We start from the raw sequence: 17,534 nt of genomic DNA, 5'->3' as shown, positions 1-17,534 counted from the left end.
TCGTTGCTTACTGCAAGACCGATTCTGGGCTGTCGAGGCTGTCAGACCCCTCGACTTCGATCTCGGTCCCCAGCGCAGTCACCGCGCGCTCGATCGAGCGGGTCTGTGCGACGAGCGCATCCACAACCTTGTTGATGATGGCAGCGCCCTCATCATTGCCCATGCCGAGCATCTGATCGTAGGCCATTCCGCCTTCGGCTTTGACTTTCATCTCGTCAAGCGCCGCCACAGAGGCCGCGATTTCCGTCGTCAGTTGCGCATCGACATCTGGCGCCACAGCCGCCACCAGATCGGATACCGATGGCCCCTCGACGACAGTTCCGTCGACGCGGGTATAGCTGCCGGTGTAAACGTTCTGGATGCCCAAACCATCATAGTAATGCGACAGATGCGTCATATCCGAGAAACAATCCTGCTCTTCTTCGGGATCGTGCAGCATGAGGCCCAGCTTGATGCGCTCGCCCGCCAACTCACCGTAAGACAGCGACCCAAGACCGGTCAGGATGGCTTTGACGCCCCCCTCGTTCAATGCCGCTTCGCGCGCAGCGCCGCCGTCACCCCAAGCGTCGACCATCTCGCCCAAATCCGTCACAAGCAGATCCGTGACAGCCTTGAGATACGCCGCGCGGCGATCGCAATTGTCGCCCGTGCATGCGTCTCCCACGACGAAATCGGTATAGGGACGCGCACCCGCGCCTGCTTCCGTCCCGTTAAGATCTTGCCCCCAGAGGAGGAATTCGATCGCATGATACCCCGATGCGACATTCGCCTCGATGCCCTCGGCCTCGTGGAGCGCCCCCGAGATCAAATCCGGGGTGATCGCGCTGGCGTCAACTTCCGTGCCGCCGATTGTCAACGTCGGGTTCGCAATCACGTTGAGAAGCGCGTAATCATTCTCCTCGTTCACGGCCGCCGACCCCATATCGACGTAGTCGATCAGGCCTTCATCCAGCGGCCAGGCGTTCACGCGGCCTTCCCATTCATCCACAACCGGATTGCCAAAGCGGAACGCCTCGGTTTGCAAGTAAGGCTTGCGCGCCGCGATCCAAGCGTCCTTCGCGGCGTCTTGCGTCTCGGCCGAGGGCGCTTTGAGGAACGCATAAACCGCCGATTGAAGCGCCTCTGCCGTGCTCAGCGAGTCGCCAAACGCGGCCGCGCCAATATCGGCATATTGCGAAACCACGGCGGCCTCATCGACGGCTTGCGCCTGCGCTACGCCAGCGAAGCCGCTCAACGCTAAGATCGTCGTGGCCAACAATTTTCCGGTCGCACCAATGTGTCGCATGTCAGTATTCTCCGCCTATTCCACAAGTTTTGCGAATAATTGATTTAAACAGTCAACTTTGTAAACCCGCAAATTGACCCATTCCGCCGCGAAAACTTGGAGGGGCACACATATCGCCACGCGGGGCTTAACGCTCTAGAAACCCATCCCGTGCAGTCTCTCGTGATTGAATAGCCAGAAAGGCTCCATCATGATTCCATCAACGGTTTCGCATTTTTCACTGCCAAGCGATGCATCTTATCAAGAACCGCACGCAGCCTCAAAGCCGCAAATCGCCCCGCGCGATACGATGCGCGAGCGTGACGGCCCTCCAGACCTGCCCCCCGCTACGCTTCGTTCAAAACAAGGCGTAGGAAGCTCAAGCCCCCCCGCCGCCGCAGGAAATGGACGCGGTCGCACTGTGGCGCGCAGCCAAGCCCCCTCAACGATGGAGCCTGGTGAGACTGCACGGCAGGCAACCGAAAGGTCGCAGCAACCGCGCGCGCGCGCGCACCGCATTCTCGCGCTGCTCGGCACGGCGCGACGCCACCGCGCGGCGACCACTCCCGCCTCCGCGCCATTGACACCGATGGCAGCGGATCACGAAACCGCGCCCCCGCAGATGACACCAGATCTGAAAACAGCATCGGCCGTAGCAACGCCTGAGTCCGCGATCGAAATCGACCAGGCAGAGCATCTCTCTCCGCCCGAGGACACCGCACCGGAACAATCGGCGATGAAGACAGCCCCCCTCCCCTCAATTGCGCCAGATGTGATCGCGCCAACGCCCGTGCCTTCTCGGACGGCGCGCAATATGGAGCTACAAATCAGCGGGATACGGGCGTTTATCTCTCGCCTCGAATGCGAAATCGCGACGCGTCACGGCCAGCGCGCCGAACGGGAGCTGACGATCAAGGGCGTGCGGCTTGAGGTCAGCGCCCTCGAGACCGCCCTCTCCCAGATACAAGGCAAGGAATGGCTCGATCTCGTCGAGCATTACAACACGGTTAAGACGAAACTCACCGCGCTTGTGGAGGCCGATAAGCGGCAAACGGCAATCGATATCTCCGACGATCCACACATGGAGGCCGAGCTGATAAAATGGCGCCAGCGGCTGAGTTTGGTCACCCAAGGAACCAGCGCCCGTCATTGACGGGTGCACTACTCAGCGCAAACGAAAAGGCCGCCCTGAAGGGCGGCCTATCTGATTACAAGAAGCGAGATCTTACTTGATCTTGCCCTCTTTGTATTCCACGTGCTTACGCACAACCGGATCATATTTGTTCACGGTCATTTTTTCCGTCATGGTGCGGGCATTCTTCTTGGTCACATAGAAGTGCCCGGTGCCCGCCGTCGAGTTCAGACGGATCTTGATCGTCGTCGGCTTCGCCATTTTCAAGTCTCCTAGACAAGGCACCCATGTGCCCGCAAATTCGTTGGTCCCGCCTTTTACTGTTGCCACGTGCAGAGTCAACAGGGCAGCGGGCCAAAAACGAATTTTTCCACATAATCGCGCGAAGAAATTTAAAACGCGCCCGCGCAGAACCATTCAAGCCGCGCTAACCGCGTTTTTAGCGGGCCGCAGCCGCCGTGATCGAGGCCCGAAGACGGCGCGTTACGGATAGATCACGCCGCCCTCGGGAATCGCGCTGTTTACAAGGCGGGCTTGCCCATCGTCGCGTGAATCTGCGCCACGCTTGCATCGTCCAGCATCAAGCCCTTCGCCAAAGCTTTGAGATAGGTCCGCTCCGCATCGGTATCCACCGTGATCGCCATCAGCGCGGCAGAATAGACCTGCGACTTGCTGGCCTCGCCCGCCGCCGCCGCCAAGCCCGCCGCATCCAATGGCGCATCAAGTTGTGCCTGCACGAAGGCCATTTCTTCTTCCGATGCGTCCGACAAATGATCGAGAATCTTGGCACGTTCTTCAGCGTCGATCTCGCCGTCCGATTTCGCGGCCTGAATCATCGCGCGGATCATCAGCTTGGCGTTTTCTTCCATCATCGCGTTGACTGGTGTGCCGGCCGTCACCGCGCCCATCATATCCGACATCGATTTTGCGCCGGTCGCCGCCGCCCCCGTCATCGCCGCCATCACAGACCCCAAACCGGCCTCTGTCGCCTCGGTCGCTTGCAAGGCCGTGCCGGAAAATTTGGCGAACATATCGCGCACGGCGTCCGCGCCGCCGGGCACCCCGTATTTATCGGCCATGGCACCCATCTGATCCGCCATACCGCCGCCCTGCCCCGCACCGCGCAGCGCGTCTTTCACGCCGGTCATCCCGCCGACGTCACGAAACTTCTGCACACCCTTCGCCGCCGCGAACCCGACAGCCAATGTCGCCAATGTTTTCACAAAACTCATTTCGGCATCCTCTCCTCAACCCGCTTTTCGCGGTTTCCCCCCTCATACTGCACGAATATGACGCTGAGCCAACAGGTGAAACGGCAGGCGCTTTGACCTCTGGCGGAATCCCCCCAAATACGACGCGGCCCGACGAGCGCCGAGATGGGGTGGTTGTGGAATGAGCGGAATTTTTTGCGCGGACGGCCTGTAAGCCGGATTTTGTCCAAGGGGCGAACCCCTCTGGATGACCATTCCTCTTGCCCTACGATTGCTCGCAGGATCTAGCTGCCAACCCGGATCCCTCGGGGCGAAGGCCCCCTACGGTGACTTGCGTCCCGCGCGTGATCCCTATTCGGCGTTGCTCCCGGTGGGGCTTGCCATGCCGGTCCTGTTGCCAGTCCCGCGGTGGGCTCTTACTCCACCGTTTCACCCTTACCCTGCCAGATCCCGCGCACCAATGCCGAGGCATCTTTCGCTTGGGAAGCAGGGCGGTCTGTTCTCTGTGGCGCTTTCCCTAGGGTTACCCCCGCCGGGCGTTACCCGGCACCGTTCCTTCATGGAGTCCGGACTTTCCTCGCGCCCTCAGGTATCTACTTACGCAGACCTATGAGGACCCGCGGTCATCCAGCCATCCGCGCAAGCGTCCTGTTACGCGCAGCCGCCGCCTCGGTCAATGGGCTCAAATCATCTAACGGGTCAGATCCGGCCTTACGACGCCCGCCACTGATCCCCATCAACACCAAAGCGCGCGGCAAGATCCGCAATGATCGCCATATCTTGGGCCGCCAGCTCGCCAGTCGCCAAGGGGCGAAACCGCAGCCGAAACGCCGCAAGCACTGTCTCGAATGCGGCATCGGGATAGCCGAAGCTCTGCGCCAGCGCCATGAACACGCGCGGATCGGGCGCGATATCCGCGGCGCGCTCATCGGGCCAGATCGACAGCCCCTGCCGCGCCAAGCGTCGCCAGTCAAACCGCGGGCCAGGGTCGATCTTGCGGCCCGGTGCCATATCCGAATGACCGATAATCCCCTCGGGTGCGATCGCCCAGCGCGACATAATCCCGCGTAACAGATCCTCAAGCGCGGCAATTTGTGGCTCGGCGAAAGGATGGTTGCCGCGATTGGCAAGCTCGATCCCGATCGACCGCGAGTTCACATCACAGCGCCCCTGCCACGATCCCGCGCCTGCATGCCACGCGCGCTCCGCCTCATCCACGAGACTAAACACGCCCCCATCCCCCCCGATCAACCAATGGGCCGAGACCTCGGCAGACGCATCGCAAAGCCGCTCATGCGCGGCTTCGCAACTGGTCATCGCGGTGTAATGAATGACCACCAACTCGGGCTTGAGCCCGTCACGACGGGGGCCGAAATTCGGAGACCGCATCCCCCCGCCTTATTGCGCGCGCGCCGCTTGGAAGGGGCGCGGGTCCCAAGAACAGGCAAAGCCATCGCCATCGGGATCGAGGTTTTTACCATCTTTTTGCGGCCCGCCCGCCTCCAGGAAGGCAATTTGCGCCTTATCGGCGGAGGCATATTTCCGGCAAGCGCGCTCGTTCGAAGTCAAATGCATACCGCCGCGCGAATACACCGACTGGCCCAGCGTGTTGCTCGCGCTCAAAGCGTAGCTCGCCAGATTTGGCCCCGTATCACCAGTCCGTTCAGGCAGGTTTGTGGGCGTGATCTGCTGGTAATTTGCGCGCATCTCCGCAAGGCGGGCCTTATCAGAGGCGATACTTTCACGCCCTGCGACAGCGTCAAAGCTGTTCTCATCCGAGATTCCGGGCGTGTTGGCCGGCACAGGTGCGGCGGCGATTTGCGAGGTGACAGGCGCGGCAGCGGGCAGGCTCGATGTGGTTTGCGCGCCGAGAGGTGCGCTCAAGGTTTGGCCGTAGCTTGTCGTTTCGCCGTAAGAAGTTGTCTGTCCGTAAGGCGTGGAGGTCGTGCTTCCCGACGCCCCTGGCACGGCTGCGAGGATCGAGGCAGGTAGCGGCGCAGAGGGGCTTGTTCCCCCAAGGGATGTCGCCGCGATCGGCTCCGCGCCGATGGCGGCGCCCGCGTTGGCGACGGTCGCCTGGCTTGTGCCCGCGGACGGGATCGCCGTGCCGTTTTGCAACGCGGCCTCACGCTGTTTGAGGTAGGATTGGTAATTGCCAAATCCAACGCCACCCGTAGGCCCGCTCTCGGGAACCGCCGGTGAGCAAGCGGCCAGAATGACGCCCGAAACCGTTATCAAAGGTAGAAAGAACAACCGCATCGCATCACCTCGTCGTATTCAGGCCTCGCCGTTGGGCCCGTTCCTAAAAGGCCCCCGCATCCGCGAGGGCCCCTATCTTTTACCACCATTTCGCAGGTTTTGCCGAGAAACCTGCCGCACGTTCCAAAACAAGCGCGTGATTGAGCAAATCGCCCTCTTCCCACGGCTTGCCGATCAATTGCAGACCCATCGGCAGGCCCTTGCTATCCAACCCGACCGGGACCGCGACCCCTGGGAGCCCCGCGAGATTGAGCGTGACCGTGAAGATATCCTCGAGATACATCTCCACCGGATCCGCGGCCCCTTTCTCACCGATACCCCAAGCCGAGGACGGTGTTGCAGGGGCGAGGATCGCATCAACCCCTGACGCGAAAACGAGTTCGAAATCGCGTTTGATCAGGGCGCGCACCTTACGGGCACGGTTGTAATACGCATCATAGAAACCGGCGGACAAAACATAGGCGCCGACCATAATCCGGCGCTGCACCTCAGGGCCGAACCCTTCGGCGCGGGTGCGCGAATACATATCGTCGATGCCCTCGCCCGCCCGCAGCTTCGCACGGTGGCCATAGCGCACGCCGTCATAACGCGCGAGGTTTGAAGAGGCTTCAGCAGGGGCAATCACGTAATAGGCCGGCAGGGCGTATTTTGTGTGCGGAAGGGAAATATCAACGATCTCCGCCCCCGCATCCTTCAGCATCAAAGTGCCCTCATCCCAGAGCTTTTCGACCTCCGCCGACATGCCCTCGACGCGATATTCGCGTGGGATACCGATTTTCTTGCCGCGGATATCGCCCGTCAAAGCGGCCTCGAAATCCGGCACAGGAAGATCCGCGCTTGTCGAGTCCTTCGCATCCGCCGACGCCATCGCGCCCAGCATGATCGCCGCATCGCGGACCGATTTCGTCATCGGTCCGGCCTGATCCAATGACGACGCATAGGCGACAACACCCCAACGTGAGACACGGCCATAGGTTGGCTTGATACCCACAATCCCCGTCAACGCAGCGGGCTGACGGATAGATCCGCCGGTATCGGTGCCCAAGGCGCCCAAGCAAAGATCGGCCGCAACCGCCGCCGCCGAGCCGCCCGAGGAGCCGCCCGGCGTCAGGGCACGGTCATCGATTTTCCAAGGGTTGATCGCGGCGCCGTAGCAGGCGCTCTCATTCGACGACCCCATCGCAAATTCATCCATCGAGACTTTGCCGAGCATCACCGCACCCGCGTCCCAAAGATTTTGTGTCACGGTAGATTCGTATTCCGGTTTGAACCCCGCAAGGATGTTCGACCCGGCCTGCGTCTCAACACCCTTCACCGCGAAGAGATCCTTCACGCCGACAGGAATGCCGCACATCGCAGGCGCATCGCCCGCGGCAATCCGCGCATCCGCCGCCTTGGCCTGATCGCGCGCCATCTCGGGCGTGTTATGCACAAAGACGTTCAACGCCCCCGCGCCCTCCACGGCCGACAGGCACGCCTCGGTGATCTCAACCGCGGTAACTTCGCCTTTGCGCAACGCATCGCGCGCGCCCGAAATCGTGAGTGAATTCAGGCTCATTCGACCACCTTCGGAACAGCAAAGAAGCCCTCGCGAGCATCGGGCGCGTTTTTGAGGATTTTATCTTGGTAACCACCGTCGGACACGACGTCCTGGCGCTTTTTCAACCGCATCGGCGTCACAGAGGTCATCGGCTCGACCCCCTCCACATCCACCTCGTTCAACTGCTCCATAAAGTCGAGAATCCCCGACAGTTTGCCAGCAAGCTCGGGCAGGTTTTCTTCAGGCACCGCAATCCGCGCGAGATGCGCAACTTTGCGGGCGGTCTCGATGTCAATCGACATGGCGCCTCTCCGTATCCGGTAATTGGCTGCGGTTTACCGCGCAAAGGACAGCACTTCAAGCGCCGCCACACGCGACCAACCGCGATCGCATGATCCCGCATCCGGTTGCCATAAATATCCCGGGGTGAATTTGCCGTGAGGCAAAGAGGGGCAGCGCCCCTGCCCCGCCGCACTCAGCCACCGCGTCGCTCCGCGAAAAACCGTCGCAACATGTCTTCCGCGTCCCGCGCCGCGATGCCGTCATAGACCTCGGGGCGGTGATGACATTGCGCATGGCTATAGATCCGCGCGCCCTGCGCGATGCCGCCCGATTTGGGGTCCGCCGCGCCGTAATAGAGCCGTGCGATCCGCGCATTGGAAATCGCCGCCGCACACATCGGGCAGGGCTCCAACGTGACATACAGGTCATAACCGACGAGACGTTCTGCCCCTTGCCCTGCGTTGGCCTGCGCGCAGGCCTGCCGGATTGCCACGATCTCGGCATGGGCGGTCGGGTCGTTCCACTCGCGCGTCCGGTTGCCGCCGCGGCCCGCAATCGTGCCGTCGGGGGCCACAACGACCGCCCCGACAGGCACCTCGCCGCGATCCCCCGCCGCGCGCGCCTCCGCCAAGGCGATATCCATATAGCTTTGAAACTGTGTCATGCGTGTTCATCCCCCCTTCAGGCTGGTATCGCAAGCCCCTTCCCACATGCCCCACAATAGTCTATCAGCCCTGCTTTGCGCCCGAGTTGGCTCGCGCGCCCCATTCCCGATGAAGGAACAGACCTATGACTGATGACATCCCGCATGTCCCGACCTCCCCTGAACGTATCGCAAAAGTCATCGCACGCTCCGGCGTAGCCTCGCGCCGTGACGCGGAAAAGATGATTTTGGAAGGTCGCGTATCCGTGAACGGCAAAAAGACCGTCACCCCAGCGATTAACGTTTTGCCAACCGACCGCGTGACGATTGATGGCCGCGCAATTGACGCGCCGCAAGAAACGCGTCTGTGGCTATATTACAAGCCACTTGGCCTGATCACCTCCGAAAAAGACGAACAAGGCCGCCGGACCGTTTTCGACGAGATGCCGCAGGGCATGCCGCGCGTTTTGAACGTCGGGCGCCTCGATTTGAACTCCGAAGGCCTGCTGTTGCTGACCAATGACGGCGGGTTGAAGCGCCGCTTGGAGCTGCCTGAAACAGGCTGGCTGCGCAAATACCGTGTCCGCGTGAATGGTCGCCCCGATTCAAGCGCGTTTGATCCGCTCCGCGCGGGCATCACAATCGACGGCGAAGATTTCCAACCCATGGAGATCGAACTGGATCGCCAGCAGGGCGCAAACGCATGGCTGACCGTTGGGATCCGCGAAGGTAAAAACCGCGAGATCCGGCGCGCGATGAACGAAATCGGCCTGATGGTGAACCGCCTGATCCGCGTCAGCTACGGCCCGTTCCGCCTCAACGAGATGAACCCCGGCGACGTCGTCGAGATCAAGAAAAAGATGCTGCGCGATCAGTTGGGCGACCGGCTGCTGTACGGATTGGAAGACGGGCGCGAGTCCCGTCACGAGCGCCGCGAAGCATCCCAAGCCCTGCGTCAATCGCGCTATGATGCGACCCATCCGCGCCACGATGCGCCAAATCGCTTCGAACGCCCCGGCGGCAAGATGATTGGCGATGATCGCGGCACCGATCGCGGGGCGCGCCCGTCTGGCGATCGCCCGCGCCGGTCGTCGGATGATAAATCTGCCTACGGTGAACGTCCGCGTCGTGATTTTGGGGATAAACCTTCCTACGGCGACAAGCCACGCCGTGATTTCGGAGATAAACCGGCCCGTCCGGGGTATGGCGACAAGCCACGCGCATCGCGCGATGAGGCCGGAGCGCCGGAACGCAAATCGCGTTGGAGCAAATCCGACCGCGGTGCAGAACGTCCGCAATCGGGCGATCGCCCAGCCTATGGCGACAAACCGCGTCGTGATTTCGGGGACAAGCCGTCCTACGGTGACAAGCCGCGTCGTGATTTCGGGGACAAGCCGTCCTACGGTGACAAGCCGCGTCGCGATTTCGGCGATAAGCCGTCCTACGGTGACAAGCCGCGTCGCGATTTCGGCGATAAGCCGTCCTACGGCGACAAGCCGCGTCGTGATTTCGGAGACAAGCCGGCCTATGGCGACAAACCGCGTCGTGATTTTGGGGATAAACCTTCCTACGGCGACAAACCGCGCGGCGGTTACGGTGGCAAGCCGGCGGGAGACAAACCTGGCTTCAAATCGCACGGCGCTCGCTCGCACGGCGGGCCAGCGGGCGGAGGGCGCGCTGGCGGGTTTAAATCCCACGGCGACCGTCCTGCGGGCGGCGGATACAAACCGCGCGGTGGCGGAAACTCGGGTGGGAACTCGGGCGGCGGCTCTCGCGGTTAAACTTTAAACGATCTCAAATCTGGAACGGCGCGCCTTGTTTATCGGGGCGCGCCATTTGCATTCGCGAAGGCGAGAGCCCAACTCCCTCATAGCTTTGGGAAAACTCCTGCGTCTTTCCCCCGCTAGGCACTGGCAGCGAAGCGCCAGAGGCACTATAACAATGATAACGCCCATGTCGGGCAACTGGAAAAGGGGTGCCCATGTCGAAGACGGCTGTGCGGCGGATCGCTTTTTATCTCGCTCTCGCGCTGACCCTTTCGGTCGCGCTGACAGGAGGGGTTTAGCCCATGGCGCAACGGTTTGGCGGCAGGTTCAGCCCGAAAGCTGCGCCACAAGAGACTTCCCGAAACACGTCGGGCGATCGGCAAGCTTATCCCGTTTCCGATCGCGTGACGCGGGGCGGCGCGACACCCACCCCCAAACATCCTTTGGACGGCAGACCCGTCTGGATCGTCGGCTTCGCCTCACCGCTTTTGCTGCTGGGGATCGGTGACGGGGGCGTGACACTTGTGCGCTCTTTGGGTGGCTTTGCCCTGATTTGGGCTGCGATGATGTTGGTGCGCGAAGGGTTGCGGGCGCAAACCGCTTTTGACGCGCGCCGCGTCGCACGGCGTCCGGCCTTGCCGCGCAAAATTTTAGGCTCGCTCGCCTTTGGTGCAGGGCTTGCCCTCGCCGCCGCGGAGGCAACTCTACTCAACGCGCTGACGTCCGGCGCTGTCGGAACGGTGCTCTCGCTCGTCGCCTTCGGCATCGACCCGCTCCGCGATAAAGGGATGGAAGGGATCGATACCTTCCAACAAGATCGCGTTGCGCGCGTGGTTGCGGAGGGGGAGAAACACCTCGCCGCGATGAAAGACGCGATTTTGCGCACGCGAGATCGCCAATTGGAGGCACGGGTTGACCGCTTTTGCGCCCATGCGCGGGACTTGTTCCGCGTGGTGGAGGAAGATCCAGCCGATCTGGCGCAAGCGCGACGCTACATGGGCGTGTACCTTGAGGGTGCGCGCGATGCGACCATCAAGTTTGCCGATCTTTGGGCACAGACCGCCGACCCATCGGCACGACAAGAGTACGAAACCCTCCTCGATGATCTCGAGAGGAATTTCTCGGCGCGAACCAAAGCCCTGATCGCGGATGGCCGCGGAGAGCTTGAGATCGAAATCGACGTGCTGCGTGACCGACTGGCCCGCGAAGGCCTCGCCCCCGCCGCAAATCCTACACCAGACGCATAAACAACCGATATCCATGATCGCGCCGCCGCGCGCGCCCCCCATCAGGAGACGAGTATGACACAGACCACCCGTGAAAAAGCCGCCGCAACGATCACCGAGATTGAAGCCGTGACGGCGGTTATTCTTCCGGAGCCGGGCGGCGAAATCATGGCGTTGGAGGCCGCAGAGCCTCCGATGGCGGCGGATATTCGCCGCCGGATGGACGAGTTGGACATGACCGATACCGGCTCGATCGTGCATTTCGGCTCTCGTGCGCAAAACGAGTTGCAATCAATCTCGCAGGCGATGCTCGCCGATGTCACGAATAAGGATGTCGGCCCCGCTGGTGATAGCTTGCGCAAGATCGTGACCACGATCCGCGGCTTTTCAATCTCCGAACTGGACGTGCGCCGCACGCGGTCGTGGTGGGAGAAACTGTTGGGCCGCGCCGCGCCCTTCGCGACCTTCCTCGCGAAATTCGAGAAGGTGCAGGGCCAGATCGACAAAGTCACCGATGACCTTTTGAGCCACGAGCACAAACTGCTCAAGGACATCAAATCGCTTGATATGCTCTACGACAAAACCCTCAAATTCTATGACGAGCTTGGCCTTTATATCGCCGCCGGCGAGGCGAAGCTCACCGCAATCGATACCACGGACATCCCCGCCCGCGAGGCGGCGGTGACTGCTGCTGCAGAGGCGGATCAGGTGATGCGGGCGCAGGAATTGCGCGATCTGCGTGCTGCGCGCGATGATTTGGAGCGCCGTATCCACGACCTCAAGCTGACGCGTCAAGTCACGATGCAAAGCCTGCCTTCGATCCGTTTGGTTCAGGAGAATGACAAGTCGCTGGTTACGAAGATCAACTCGACGCTGGTCAACACCGTCCCCCTTTGGGAGACCCAACTCGCACAGGCCGTGACGATCCAGCGCTCTGCCGAGGCCGCCAAATCCGTGCGCGCCGCGAATGATCTGACGAATGAACTGCTGACCGCAAACGCGAAAAATCTACGCAGCGCCAATCAGGTCGTGCGTGAGGAAATGGAGCGCGGCGTATTTGATATCGAGGCCGTGAAAACCGCGAATGCTGAGCTCATTGCCACTGTCGAGGATAGTTTGCGGATCGCGGATGAGGGCAAGGCCCGCCGCACTCAAGCAGAGGCGGATCTTAAAAAGATGGAAGGCGAGTTGCGCGACACGCTCGCGGCGGCGCGCGCGCGAAATTCCGGCGTTGCGGCGAAGTAATCGGGGCATCATGGAGGCAACTGGCATCCTTTCGGGGGGCGGCGGCTCGACTTGCGCCCCCTGCATCGTCCCGACATCGCGGGTCGCACGGCGCAGATCGCGCGCGCGCCCGTGGGGGATGATGCTCGCAGCATCGCTCGCCATGTCGGCCTGTGGTGGCTCGCCCTTTTACCCGACGCCAACGCGGAAAGGCCAAGATGCCTCGGTGCCATTGCCGCCGAGCCTACCAAACGGCCCGCCGGTTGCGCCGCCGGAGATATCGACCCCGGCCCGTTCGACCACATCAACCTATTACGCCAAGCTGGAGGATAGCCTTCAAAATCGTGGCCTTCTGCGTGAAGATATTGCCCCCGCAGATGCGCCGTTCGGTGTCCGGCAACTCGTCGATAACTTCGTAAAAATCGCGCTATACGACGAGTTTTCCGACCCCCAGGGCCGCTTGATTGCGGGCGAGCGCGTCTCGGAATTGCGCCGCTGGGAGGCGCCCGTCAAAATGCGCGTCGAATTTGGAGAAACCACACCCGAAATCAAACGGGTCCAAGACCGCGCCCAGATTTCCGCCTATGCGGGGCGGTTGTCGCGCGTCACCGGTCATCCGGTGCGACTGGTTGATCGCGGGGCAAATTTTACGGTGTTCATCGTCAACGAGGACGAGCGCCGCGCCTTGGGGCCGCGGCTGAGCACATTAATCTCCGGTATTTCCGCCGCCTCGATCGACGCGATAACCTCGCTGCCGCCATCCACGCTATGCGTTGTCTACACCTTCTCGGAGGGGCGTTCCCCGATCTACACGCAAGCGGTTGCGGTGATCCGTTCCGAGCATCCCGACCGCCTCAAACGCGGCTGTATTCATGAGGAATTGGCCCAAGGGCTCGGCCTCGCGAATGACAGCCCGCGCGCGCGCCCCTCGATTTTTAACGACGACGAGGAGTTTTCGCTCCTGACCCGCCACGACGAGCTGCTTTTGCAAATGCTTTATGATCCCCGCCTGAAACCGGGGATGAAAGAGGCAGAAGCGCGCCCGATTGTCACGACACTTGCCACAGAACTTCTGGGTGGCGACAGCTAAGGAGGCCCTCGCATGGGTATTCTCGATTTCCTGACCGGCGAATTTATTGACGTCATTCATTGGACAGATGACACGCGCGATACGATGGTGTGGCGGTTCGAGCGCGAAGGCCACGCCATCAAATACGGCGCGAAACTCACCGTGCGCGAAGGGCAAGCAGCTGTGCTAATCCATGAGGGCCAACTCGCGGATGTTTTCGGGCCCGGGCTTTACATGTTGGAAACCAACAACATGCCCGTCATGACAACGCTTCAGCATTGGGATCACGGGTTCAAATCCCCGTTCAAATCCGAGGTCTACTTCCTCAACACCGCGCGTTTCAATGATTTGAAATGGGGTACAAAAAACCCGATTATCGCGCGTGATCCTGAATTCGGCCCTGTCCGAATTCGGGCGTTTGGCACCTATTCGATGCGCATTACCGATCCTGCGAAATTCATGTTGGAGATTGTCGGCACGGATGGCGAATTCACAGCCGACGAGATTTCATTCCAAATTCGCAACGTGATCGTCCAAGAGGTCAGTCGCGTGGTTGCCGGATCGAACATTCCGGTGCTGGACATGGCGGCAAACACGGCCGATCTGGGGAAACTGATTGTCGCGGCGATCGAGCCTTTGATCTCGGGTTATGGGCTGTCAATTCCCGAGTTTTATATCGAGAACATCTCACTCCCCGAGGCCGTCGAAGCGATGTTAGATCAGCGCACATCAATGGGGATTGTCGGGGATCTCAACCGCTACACCCAATTTAACGCCGCGCAGGCGCTCGGCAATTCCGGGGCAATGGGCGCCGCTGTGGGCGCAGGTCTCGGCATGGCGATGGGCGCACAGATGGGCGCCGCACACCACGCCGGCCCGTGGGGGGCCGCGCAGCCCGCTGCCCAACCCGCCGCGCAAAACATCGCGCCCCCGCCACCACCGGTCGAGAAAGTCTGGCATGTGGCGGCGAATGGCGCGGCAACCGGCCCGTTCGGGCGCGGCCATTTGGGGCGGATGGTGGCGGATGGCTCCCTCACGCGCACTACGCTCGTCTGGACGCCGGGCTTGGCGGGATGGCTCAAGGCGGAGGAGGTGACCGAACTTGCGCAATTGTTCACGATTGCGCCGCCGCCCCCGCCACTTGGTTAAGCACGGCCACGCAAGATGAGCACTCAAAGCCATTACCCTTGCGAAGCTTGCGGGGCGGATCTCAGGTTCGCCCCCGGTCAGACGCGTTTGGTCTGTGACCATTGCGGGCATGTGCAAGACATTCCGCAAGCCGTGCGCCGCGGCGATCATCTCCTGCGCGAGCTGGATCTTGCGACGGCATTGCGTGCCGAATTGCCCGAGGCCGAACATGAGGAACATCGCACCCTCTCCTGCCCGAGTTGCGGCGCACAGATAGAATTCGCAACCGATCATCACGCCACGAATTGCCCGTTTTGCGCGACACCTGTTGTCGCCGATACCGGTGAGCGGCGTATGATCAAACCGCAAGGCGTCATCCCGTTTCAACTGACGGAAAAGCAGGCGCGCGATGCTCTGAGCCTTTGGTTGGGGCAGCTTTGGTTTGCGCCCAATGGCCTTGTGGACTACGCGCGCAAGGGCCGGAAGCTGACCGGCATCTACGCGCCCTTTTGGACATTTGATGCGGCGACCCTGTCCGATTATGCGGGACAGCGCGGAGATTACTATTACGAGACCCGCACCGTTACCGTGAATGTAAATGGCAAATCAGAGCGCCGCGCTGAGCGCGTGCGCAAAACCCGCTGGCATTCCGTACGCGGCCGAGTGGCGCGCGCATTTGACGATGTGTTGGTCTATGCCGCGCGGTCTCTGCCGGCGCAAAATATCGACGGTCTGCGGCCTTGGGATCTTTCTGCGTTACAGCCCTACACGCGGGATTACCTCGCCGGGTTCGAGGCGGAAGGCTACACGGTCGAGCTGCGCGAGGGGCATCATCTGGCAAAGGCCGATATGGCGCGCGTGATCGAGACCGATGTCCGGCGCGATATCGGCGGCGACGAGCAGCGCGTGGCACGTGTTGATACCCGGTATTCGGATGAGACCTTCAAACACATCCTGCTGCCGATCTGGACCGCAGCCTATCGTTACAGAGGCCGCGCTTTCCGCTTCGTCGTGAACGCACAAACCGGCCGCGTTCAGGGCGAGCGCCCCTATTCCGCATGGAAAATCGGTTTCGCGGTTGTCGCGGCGCTTTGCCTTGCCGCCGTGATCGCTTATTTTGGACAGAAAGCTCCGTAGGGCCTGTTGGAACGGCCTTGCGCGAAGTGTCGCCGTCGATATGTCATTTCACTTGATAAATATCACGACGCGCGTGTAATGGTGTCGCCAACGGCCCTTAGGTGCCTGCGTTTTGGAGGAGAGACCCGATGATCCTGTGCTGTGGAGAAGCCCTGATTGACATGCTGCCGCGTGAAACCACGCTGGGCGAAACCGCGTTTTCGCCGTATTCGGGCGGCGCGGTGTTCAATACCGCGATTGCTTTGGGAAGGCTGGGCGCGCCGACGGGGTTCTTCTCGGGTCTCTCGACAGATCTATTTGGCAAGCAACTGATAAAGTCGCTCTCTGCGTCCAAGGTCGATGTTGCGCGCGCCGCCCGCGCTGACCGTCCGACGACATTGGCTTTCGTGACCCTCTCGAACGGGCATGCCAGCTACGCCTTCTACGATGAGAATACTGCAGGGCGTCTTTTGACGGAGGATGATCTGCCACAATCTCTGGACGATCTGGATGCCTTGTTCTTTGGCGGAATTTCCTTGCCGGTCGAGCCATGCGGCGCGGCCTACGAAGCCTTGGCGCTTCGCGCCTCGGGGGACGGCAAGCTGGTGATGATCGATCCCAATATCCGCCCGAGCTTCATCACCGACGAGCCGCGCTACCGCGCGCGCTTGAACCGGATGATGGCCGCGGCCGATATCGTGAAGCTCTCTGACGAGGATCTCATCTGGCTGGAAGGCGAAGGCGATATTGCGGCCCTCGCGCACGGCCTGATCGAACGCGGCACCACGCTCGTGTTCATCACCGAAGGCGCGACAGGCGCCCATTGCTTCTCAAAGGACGCGAGCTATTTCGAGCCGTCGCGCCGTGTCGAAGTCGTCGATACAGTTGGCGCAGGGGATACATTCAACGCGGGTATCCTTGCCGCGTTTGATCGCGCCGATGCGCTCTCCAAAGCGGGCGTCTCCGCAGCGGATGAGACGCTGATCCGGTCCGCGCTAACCTTGGGCGCCTCTGCGGCCGCGATCACAGTCTCCCGCGCGGGCGCGAACCCGCCTTGGGCGGAAGAACTCGCCTGATGCGGGCGCTGTTGCAACGCACCACCGGCGCGAAGGTCGAGGTTGACGGAAAGCTGATCGGCCAATGCGGCCACGGCTTTTTGATCCTCGTCTGCGCGATGGCGGGCGATACGCAAAGCGATGCCGACAAGCTGGCCGCGCGGGTCTCGAAGCTGCGGGTGTTCCAAGATGATGCGGGCAAGATGAACCGGTCGATCCTTGATACGGGCGGCAGCGCGCTTGTCGTGAGCCAGTTTACGCTGGCTGCCGATACCTCGCGCGGCAACCGCCCCGGTTTTTCGAGCGCCGCAGCGCCAGACATCGGGCGCACGCTGTATGAGCATTTCGCAAGCGCCCTCGGCACGCTCGGGATCAAGGTCGAGACCGGTGAGTTCGGGGCCGATATGGCGGTCACCCTGACGAATGACGGACCGATTACGATCTGGATGGACAGCGCGGATCGCGGCTGATCGGCCTGCCCTCGCGACGTAGGTCGGCGCAGGGTTACGCCTCTTGCGCGGGTGCCCTGCGCCGCGCCGCGGCAATTCTCTTGACTTATCTCCATTTTTACGTCATTGGGGGCGCACCCGATGTCCGCTGCCGCGTGAGCAGCCGCGCG

At 61.5% G+C, this 17,534-nt stretch carries 17 protein-coding genes and 1 other RNA gene; 9 read left to right on the top strand and 9 right to left on the bottom strand.

What is annotated here, in order from left to right; all coding sequences use genetic code 11:
* Positions 1–7: 7 nt before the first annotated feature.
* Positions 8–1,285 carry an imelysin family protein gene (locus tag SJY32_RS02395; protein WP_376871178.1) on the bottom strand — a complete coding sequence of 426 codons (1,278 nt, stop codon included), beginning with the start codon at positions 1,283–1,285 and terminating at the stop codon, positions 8–10.
* Positions 1,286–1,685: 400 nt separating this feature from the next.
* Between SJY32_RS02395 and SJY32_RS02390 the strand changes: the two genes are divergently transcribed.
* A complete protein-coding gene (locus SJY32_RS02390) occupies positions 1,686–2,417 on the top strand; it encodes a hypothetical protein (RefSeq protein ID WP_376871175.1) in 732 nt (243 codons plus the stop codon).
* 72 nt (positions 2,418–2,489) lie between these two features.
* Here the strand turns inward: SJY32_RS02390 and rpmG are convergent, their stop codons facing one another.
* From rpmG to SJY32_RS02350, 8 genes are all read right to left on the bottom strand, one after another.
* Positions 2,490–2,657, bottom strand: a complete 168-nt coding sequence (gene rpmG, locus SJY32_RS02385) for a 50S ribosomal protein L33 (protein WP_011750518.1) — start codon at positions 2,655–2,657, stop codon at positions 2,490–2,492.
* Positions 2,658–2,917: 260 nt separating this feature from the next.
* Positions 2,918–3,628 carry a DUF533 domain-containing protein gene (locus SJY32_RS02380; protein WP_376871169.1) on the bottom strand — a complete coding sequence of 237 codons (711 nt, stop codon included), beginning with the start codon at positions 3,626–3,628 and terminating at the stop codon, positions 2,918–2,920.
* Between the two features lie 174 nt (positions 3,629–3,802).
* Positions 3,803–4,246, bottom strand: an RNA gene (rnpB, locus tag SJY32_RS02375) — RNase P RNA component class A.
* Between the two features lie 72 nt (positions 4,247–4,318).
* Entirely contained in the window at positions 4,319–4,996 is a 678-nt protein-coding gene (locus SJY32_RS02370) for an N-acetylmuramoyl-L-alanine amidase (RefSeq protein ID WP_376871166.1), read from the bottom strand.
* Between the two features lie 9 nt (positions 4,997–5,005).
* Positions 5,006–5,866 carry a hypothetical protein gene (locus SJY32_RS02365; protein ID WP_376871164.1) on the bottom strand — a complete coding sequence of 287 codons (861 nt, stop codon included), beginning with the start codon at positions 5,864–5,866 and terminating at the stop codon, positions 5,006–5,008.
* A gap of 79 nt (positions 5,867–5,945) precedes the next feature.
* The gene (gatA, locus tag SJY32_RS02360; protein WP_376871162.1) at positions 5,946–7,424 is read right to left on the bottom strand and encodes an Asp-tRNA(Asn)/Glu-tRNA(Gln) amidotransferase subunit GatA; all 1,479 of its coding nucleotides are present in this window, start codon (positions 7,422–7,424) and stop codon (positions 5,946–5,948) included.
* Positions 7,421–7,708: an Asp-tRNA(Asn)/Glu-tRNA(Gln) amidotransferase subunit GatC gene (gatC, locus tag SJY32_RS02355; RefSeq protein ID WP_376871159.1), complete on the bottom strand. Its 288-nt coding sequence runs from the start codon at positions 7,706–7,708 to the stop codon at positions 7,421–7,423. The genes gatA and gatC overlap by 4 nt, the downstream gene beginning before the upstream one ends.
* 173 nt (positions 7,709–7,881) lie before the next feature.
* The gene (locus SJY32_RS02350) at positions 7,882–8,352 is read right to left on the bottom strand and encodes a nucleoside deaminase (RefSeq protein ID WP_376871157.1); all 471 of its coding nucleotides are present in this window, start codon (positions 8,350–8,352) and stop codon (positions 7,882–7,884) included.
* 125 nt (positions 8,353–8,477) lie between these two features.
* Here SJY32_RS02350 and SJY32_RS02345 point away from each other — a divergent pair, with 125 nt between their 5' ends.
* From SJY32_RS02345 to dtd, 8 genes are all read left to right on the top strand, one after another.
* The gene (locus SJY32_RS02345; RefSeq protein ID WP_376871155.1) at positions 8,478–10,112 is read left to right on the top strand and encodes a pseudouridine synthase; all 1,635 of its coding nucleotides are present in this window, start codon (positions 8,478–8,480) and stop codon (positions 10,110–10,112) included.
* A gap of 287 nt (positions 10,113–10,399) precedes the next feature.
* Positions 10,400–11,344 (top strand): 5-bromo-4-chloroindolyl phosphate hydrolysis family protein, encoded by a 945-nt coding sequence (locus tag SJY32_RS02340; RefSeq protein WP_376871153.1) that lies wholly within the window; start codon positions 10,400–10,402, stop codon positions 11,342–11,344.
* Positions 11,345–11,398: 54 nt separating this feature from the next.
* The gene (locus SJY32_RS02335; protein WP_376871151.1) at positions 11,399–12,568 is read left to right on the top strand and encodes a toxic anion resistance protein; all 1,170 of its coding nucleotides are present in this window, start codon (positions 11,399–11,401) and stop codon (positions 12,566–12,568) included.
* A 10-nt stretch (positions 12,569–12,578) separates the two neighbouring features.
* On the top strand, positions 12,579–13,637 hold the full coding sequence (locus SJY32_RS02330) for a DUF2927 domain-containing protein (protein ID WP_376871148.1): 1,059 nt from the start codon (positions 12,579–12,581) through the stop codon (positions 13,635–13,637).
* A 12-nt stretch (positions 13,638–13,649) separates the two neighbouring features.
* Positions 13,650–14,765 carry an SPFH domain-containing protein gene (locus SJY32_RS02325; protein WP_376871145.1) on the top strand — a complete coding sequence of 372 codons (1,116 nt, stop codon included), beginning with the start codon at positions 13,650–13,652 and terminating at the stop codon, positions 14,763–14,765.
* Between the two features lie 15 nt (positions 14,766–14,780).
* On the top strand, positions 14,781–15,881 hold the full coding sequence (locus SJY32_RS02320; protein ID WP_376871142.1) for a primosomal protein N' (replication factor Y) - superfamily II helicase: 1,101 nt from the start codon (positions 14,781–14,783) through the stop codon (positions 15,879–15,881).
* 128 nt (positions 15,882–16,009) lie between these two features.
* On the top strand, positions 16,010–16,936 hold the full coding sequence (locus SJY32_RS02315; RefSeq protein ID WP_376871139.1) for a carbohydrate kinase: 927 nt from the start codon (positions 16,010–16,012) through the stop codon (positions 16,934–16,936).
* On the top strand, positions 16,936–17,385 hold the full coding sequence (gene dtd / locus SJY32_RS02310) for a D-aminoacyl-tRNA deacylase (RefSeq protein ID WP_376871137.1): 450 nt from the start codon (positions 16,936–16,938) through the stop codon (positions 17,383–17,385). The genes SJY32_RS02315 and dtd overlap by 1 nt, the downstream gene beginning before the upstream one ends.
* Positions 17,386–17,534 lie beyond the last annotated feature (149 nt).

Origin of the sequence: Albirhodobacter sp. R86504 (genome assembly GCF_042466415.1) — a bacterium.
Taxonomy (GTDB): Bacteria; Pseudomonadota; Alphaproteobacteria; order Rhodobacterales; family Rhodobacteraceae; genus Albirhodobacter.
Note: the sequence above shows the minus strand (reverse complement) of the source record. Positions and strands in the feature narration are given on the sequence as shown.

Coding starts and splice junctions, on each gene's coding strand:
- SJY32_RS02395 (WP_376871178.1), bottom strand. CDS start 1,285: ATGCGACACATTGGTGCGACCGGAAAATTGTTGGCCACGACGATCTTA.
- rpmG (WP_011750518.1), bottom strand. CDS start 2,657: ATGGCGAAGCCGACGACGATCAAGATCCGTCTGAACTCGACGGCGGGC.
- SJY32_RS02380 (WP_376871169.1), bottom strand. CDS start 3,628: ATGAGTTTTGTGAAAACATTGGCGACATTGGCTGTCGGGTTCGCGGCG.
- SJY32_RS02370 (WP_376871166.1), bottom strand. CDS start 4,996: ATGCGGTCTCCGAATTTCGGCCCCCGTCGTGACGGGCTCAAGCCCGAG.
- SJY32_RS02365 (WP_376871164.1), bottom strand. CDS start 5,866: ATGCGGTTGTTCTTTCTACCTTTGATAACGGTTTCGGGCGTCATTCTG.
- gatA (WP_376871162.1), bottom strand. CDS start 7,424: ATGAGCCTGAATTCACTCACGATTTCGGGCGCGCGCGATGCGTTGCGC.
- gatC (WP_376871159.1), bottom strand. CDS start 7,708: ATGTCGATTGACATCGAGACCGCCCGCAAAGTTGCGCATCTCGCGCGG.
- SJY32_RS02350 (WP_376871157.1), bottom strand. CDS start 8,352: ATGACACAGTTTCAAAGCTATATGGATATCGCCTTGGCGGAGGCGCGC.
- SJY32_RS02345 (WP_376871155.1), top strand. CDS start 8,478: ATGACTGATGACATCCCGCATGTCCCGACCTCCCCTGAACGTATCGCA.
- SJY32_RS02340 (WP_376871153.1), top strand. CDS start 10,400: ATGGCGCAACGGTTTGGCGGCAGGTTCAGCCCGAAAGCTGCGCCACAA.
- SJY32_RS02335 (WP_376871151.1), top strand. CDS start 11,399: ATGACACAGACCACCCGTGAAAAAGCCGCCGCAACGATCACCGAGATT.
- SJY32_RS02330 (WP_376871148.1), top strand. CDS start 12,579: ATGGAGGCAACTGGCATCCTTTCGGGGGGCGGCGGCTCGACTTGCGCC.
- SJY32_RS02325 (WP_376871145.1), top strand. CDS start 13,650: ATGGGTATTCTCGATTTCCTGACCGGCGAATTTATTGACGTCATTCAT.
- SJY32_RS02320 (WP_376871142.1), top strand. CDS start 14,781: ATGAGCACTCAAAGCCATTACCCTTGCGAAGCTTGCGGGGCGGATCTC.
- SJY32_RS02315 (WP_376871139.1), top strand. CDS start 16,010: ATGATCCTGTGCTGTGGAGAAGCCCTGATTGACATGCTGCCGCGTGAA.
- dtd (WP_376871137.1), top strand. CDS start 16,936: ATGCGGGCGCTGTTGCAACGCACCACCGGCGCGAAGGTCGAGGTTGAC.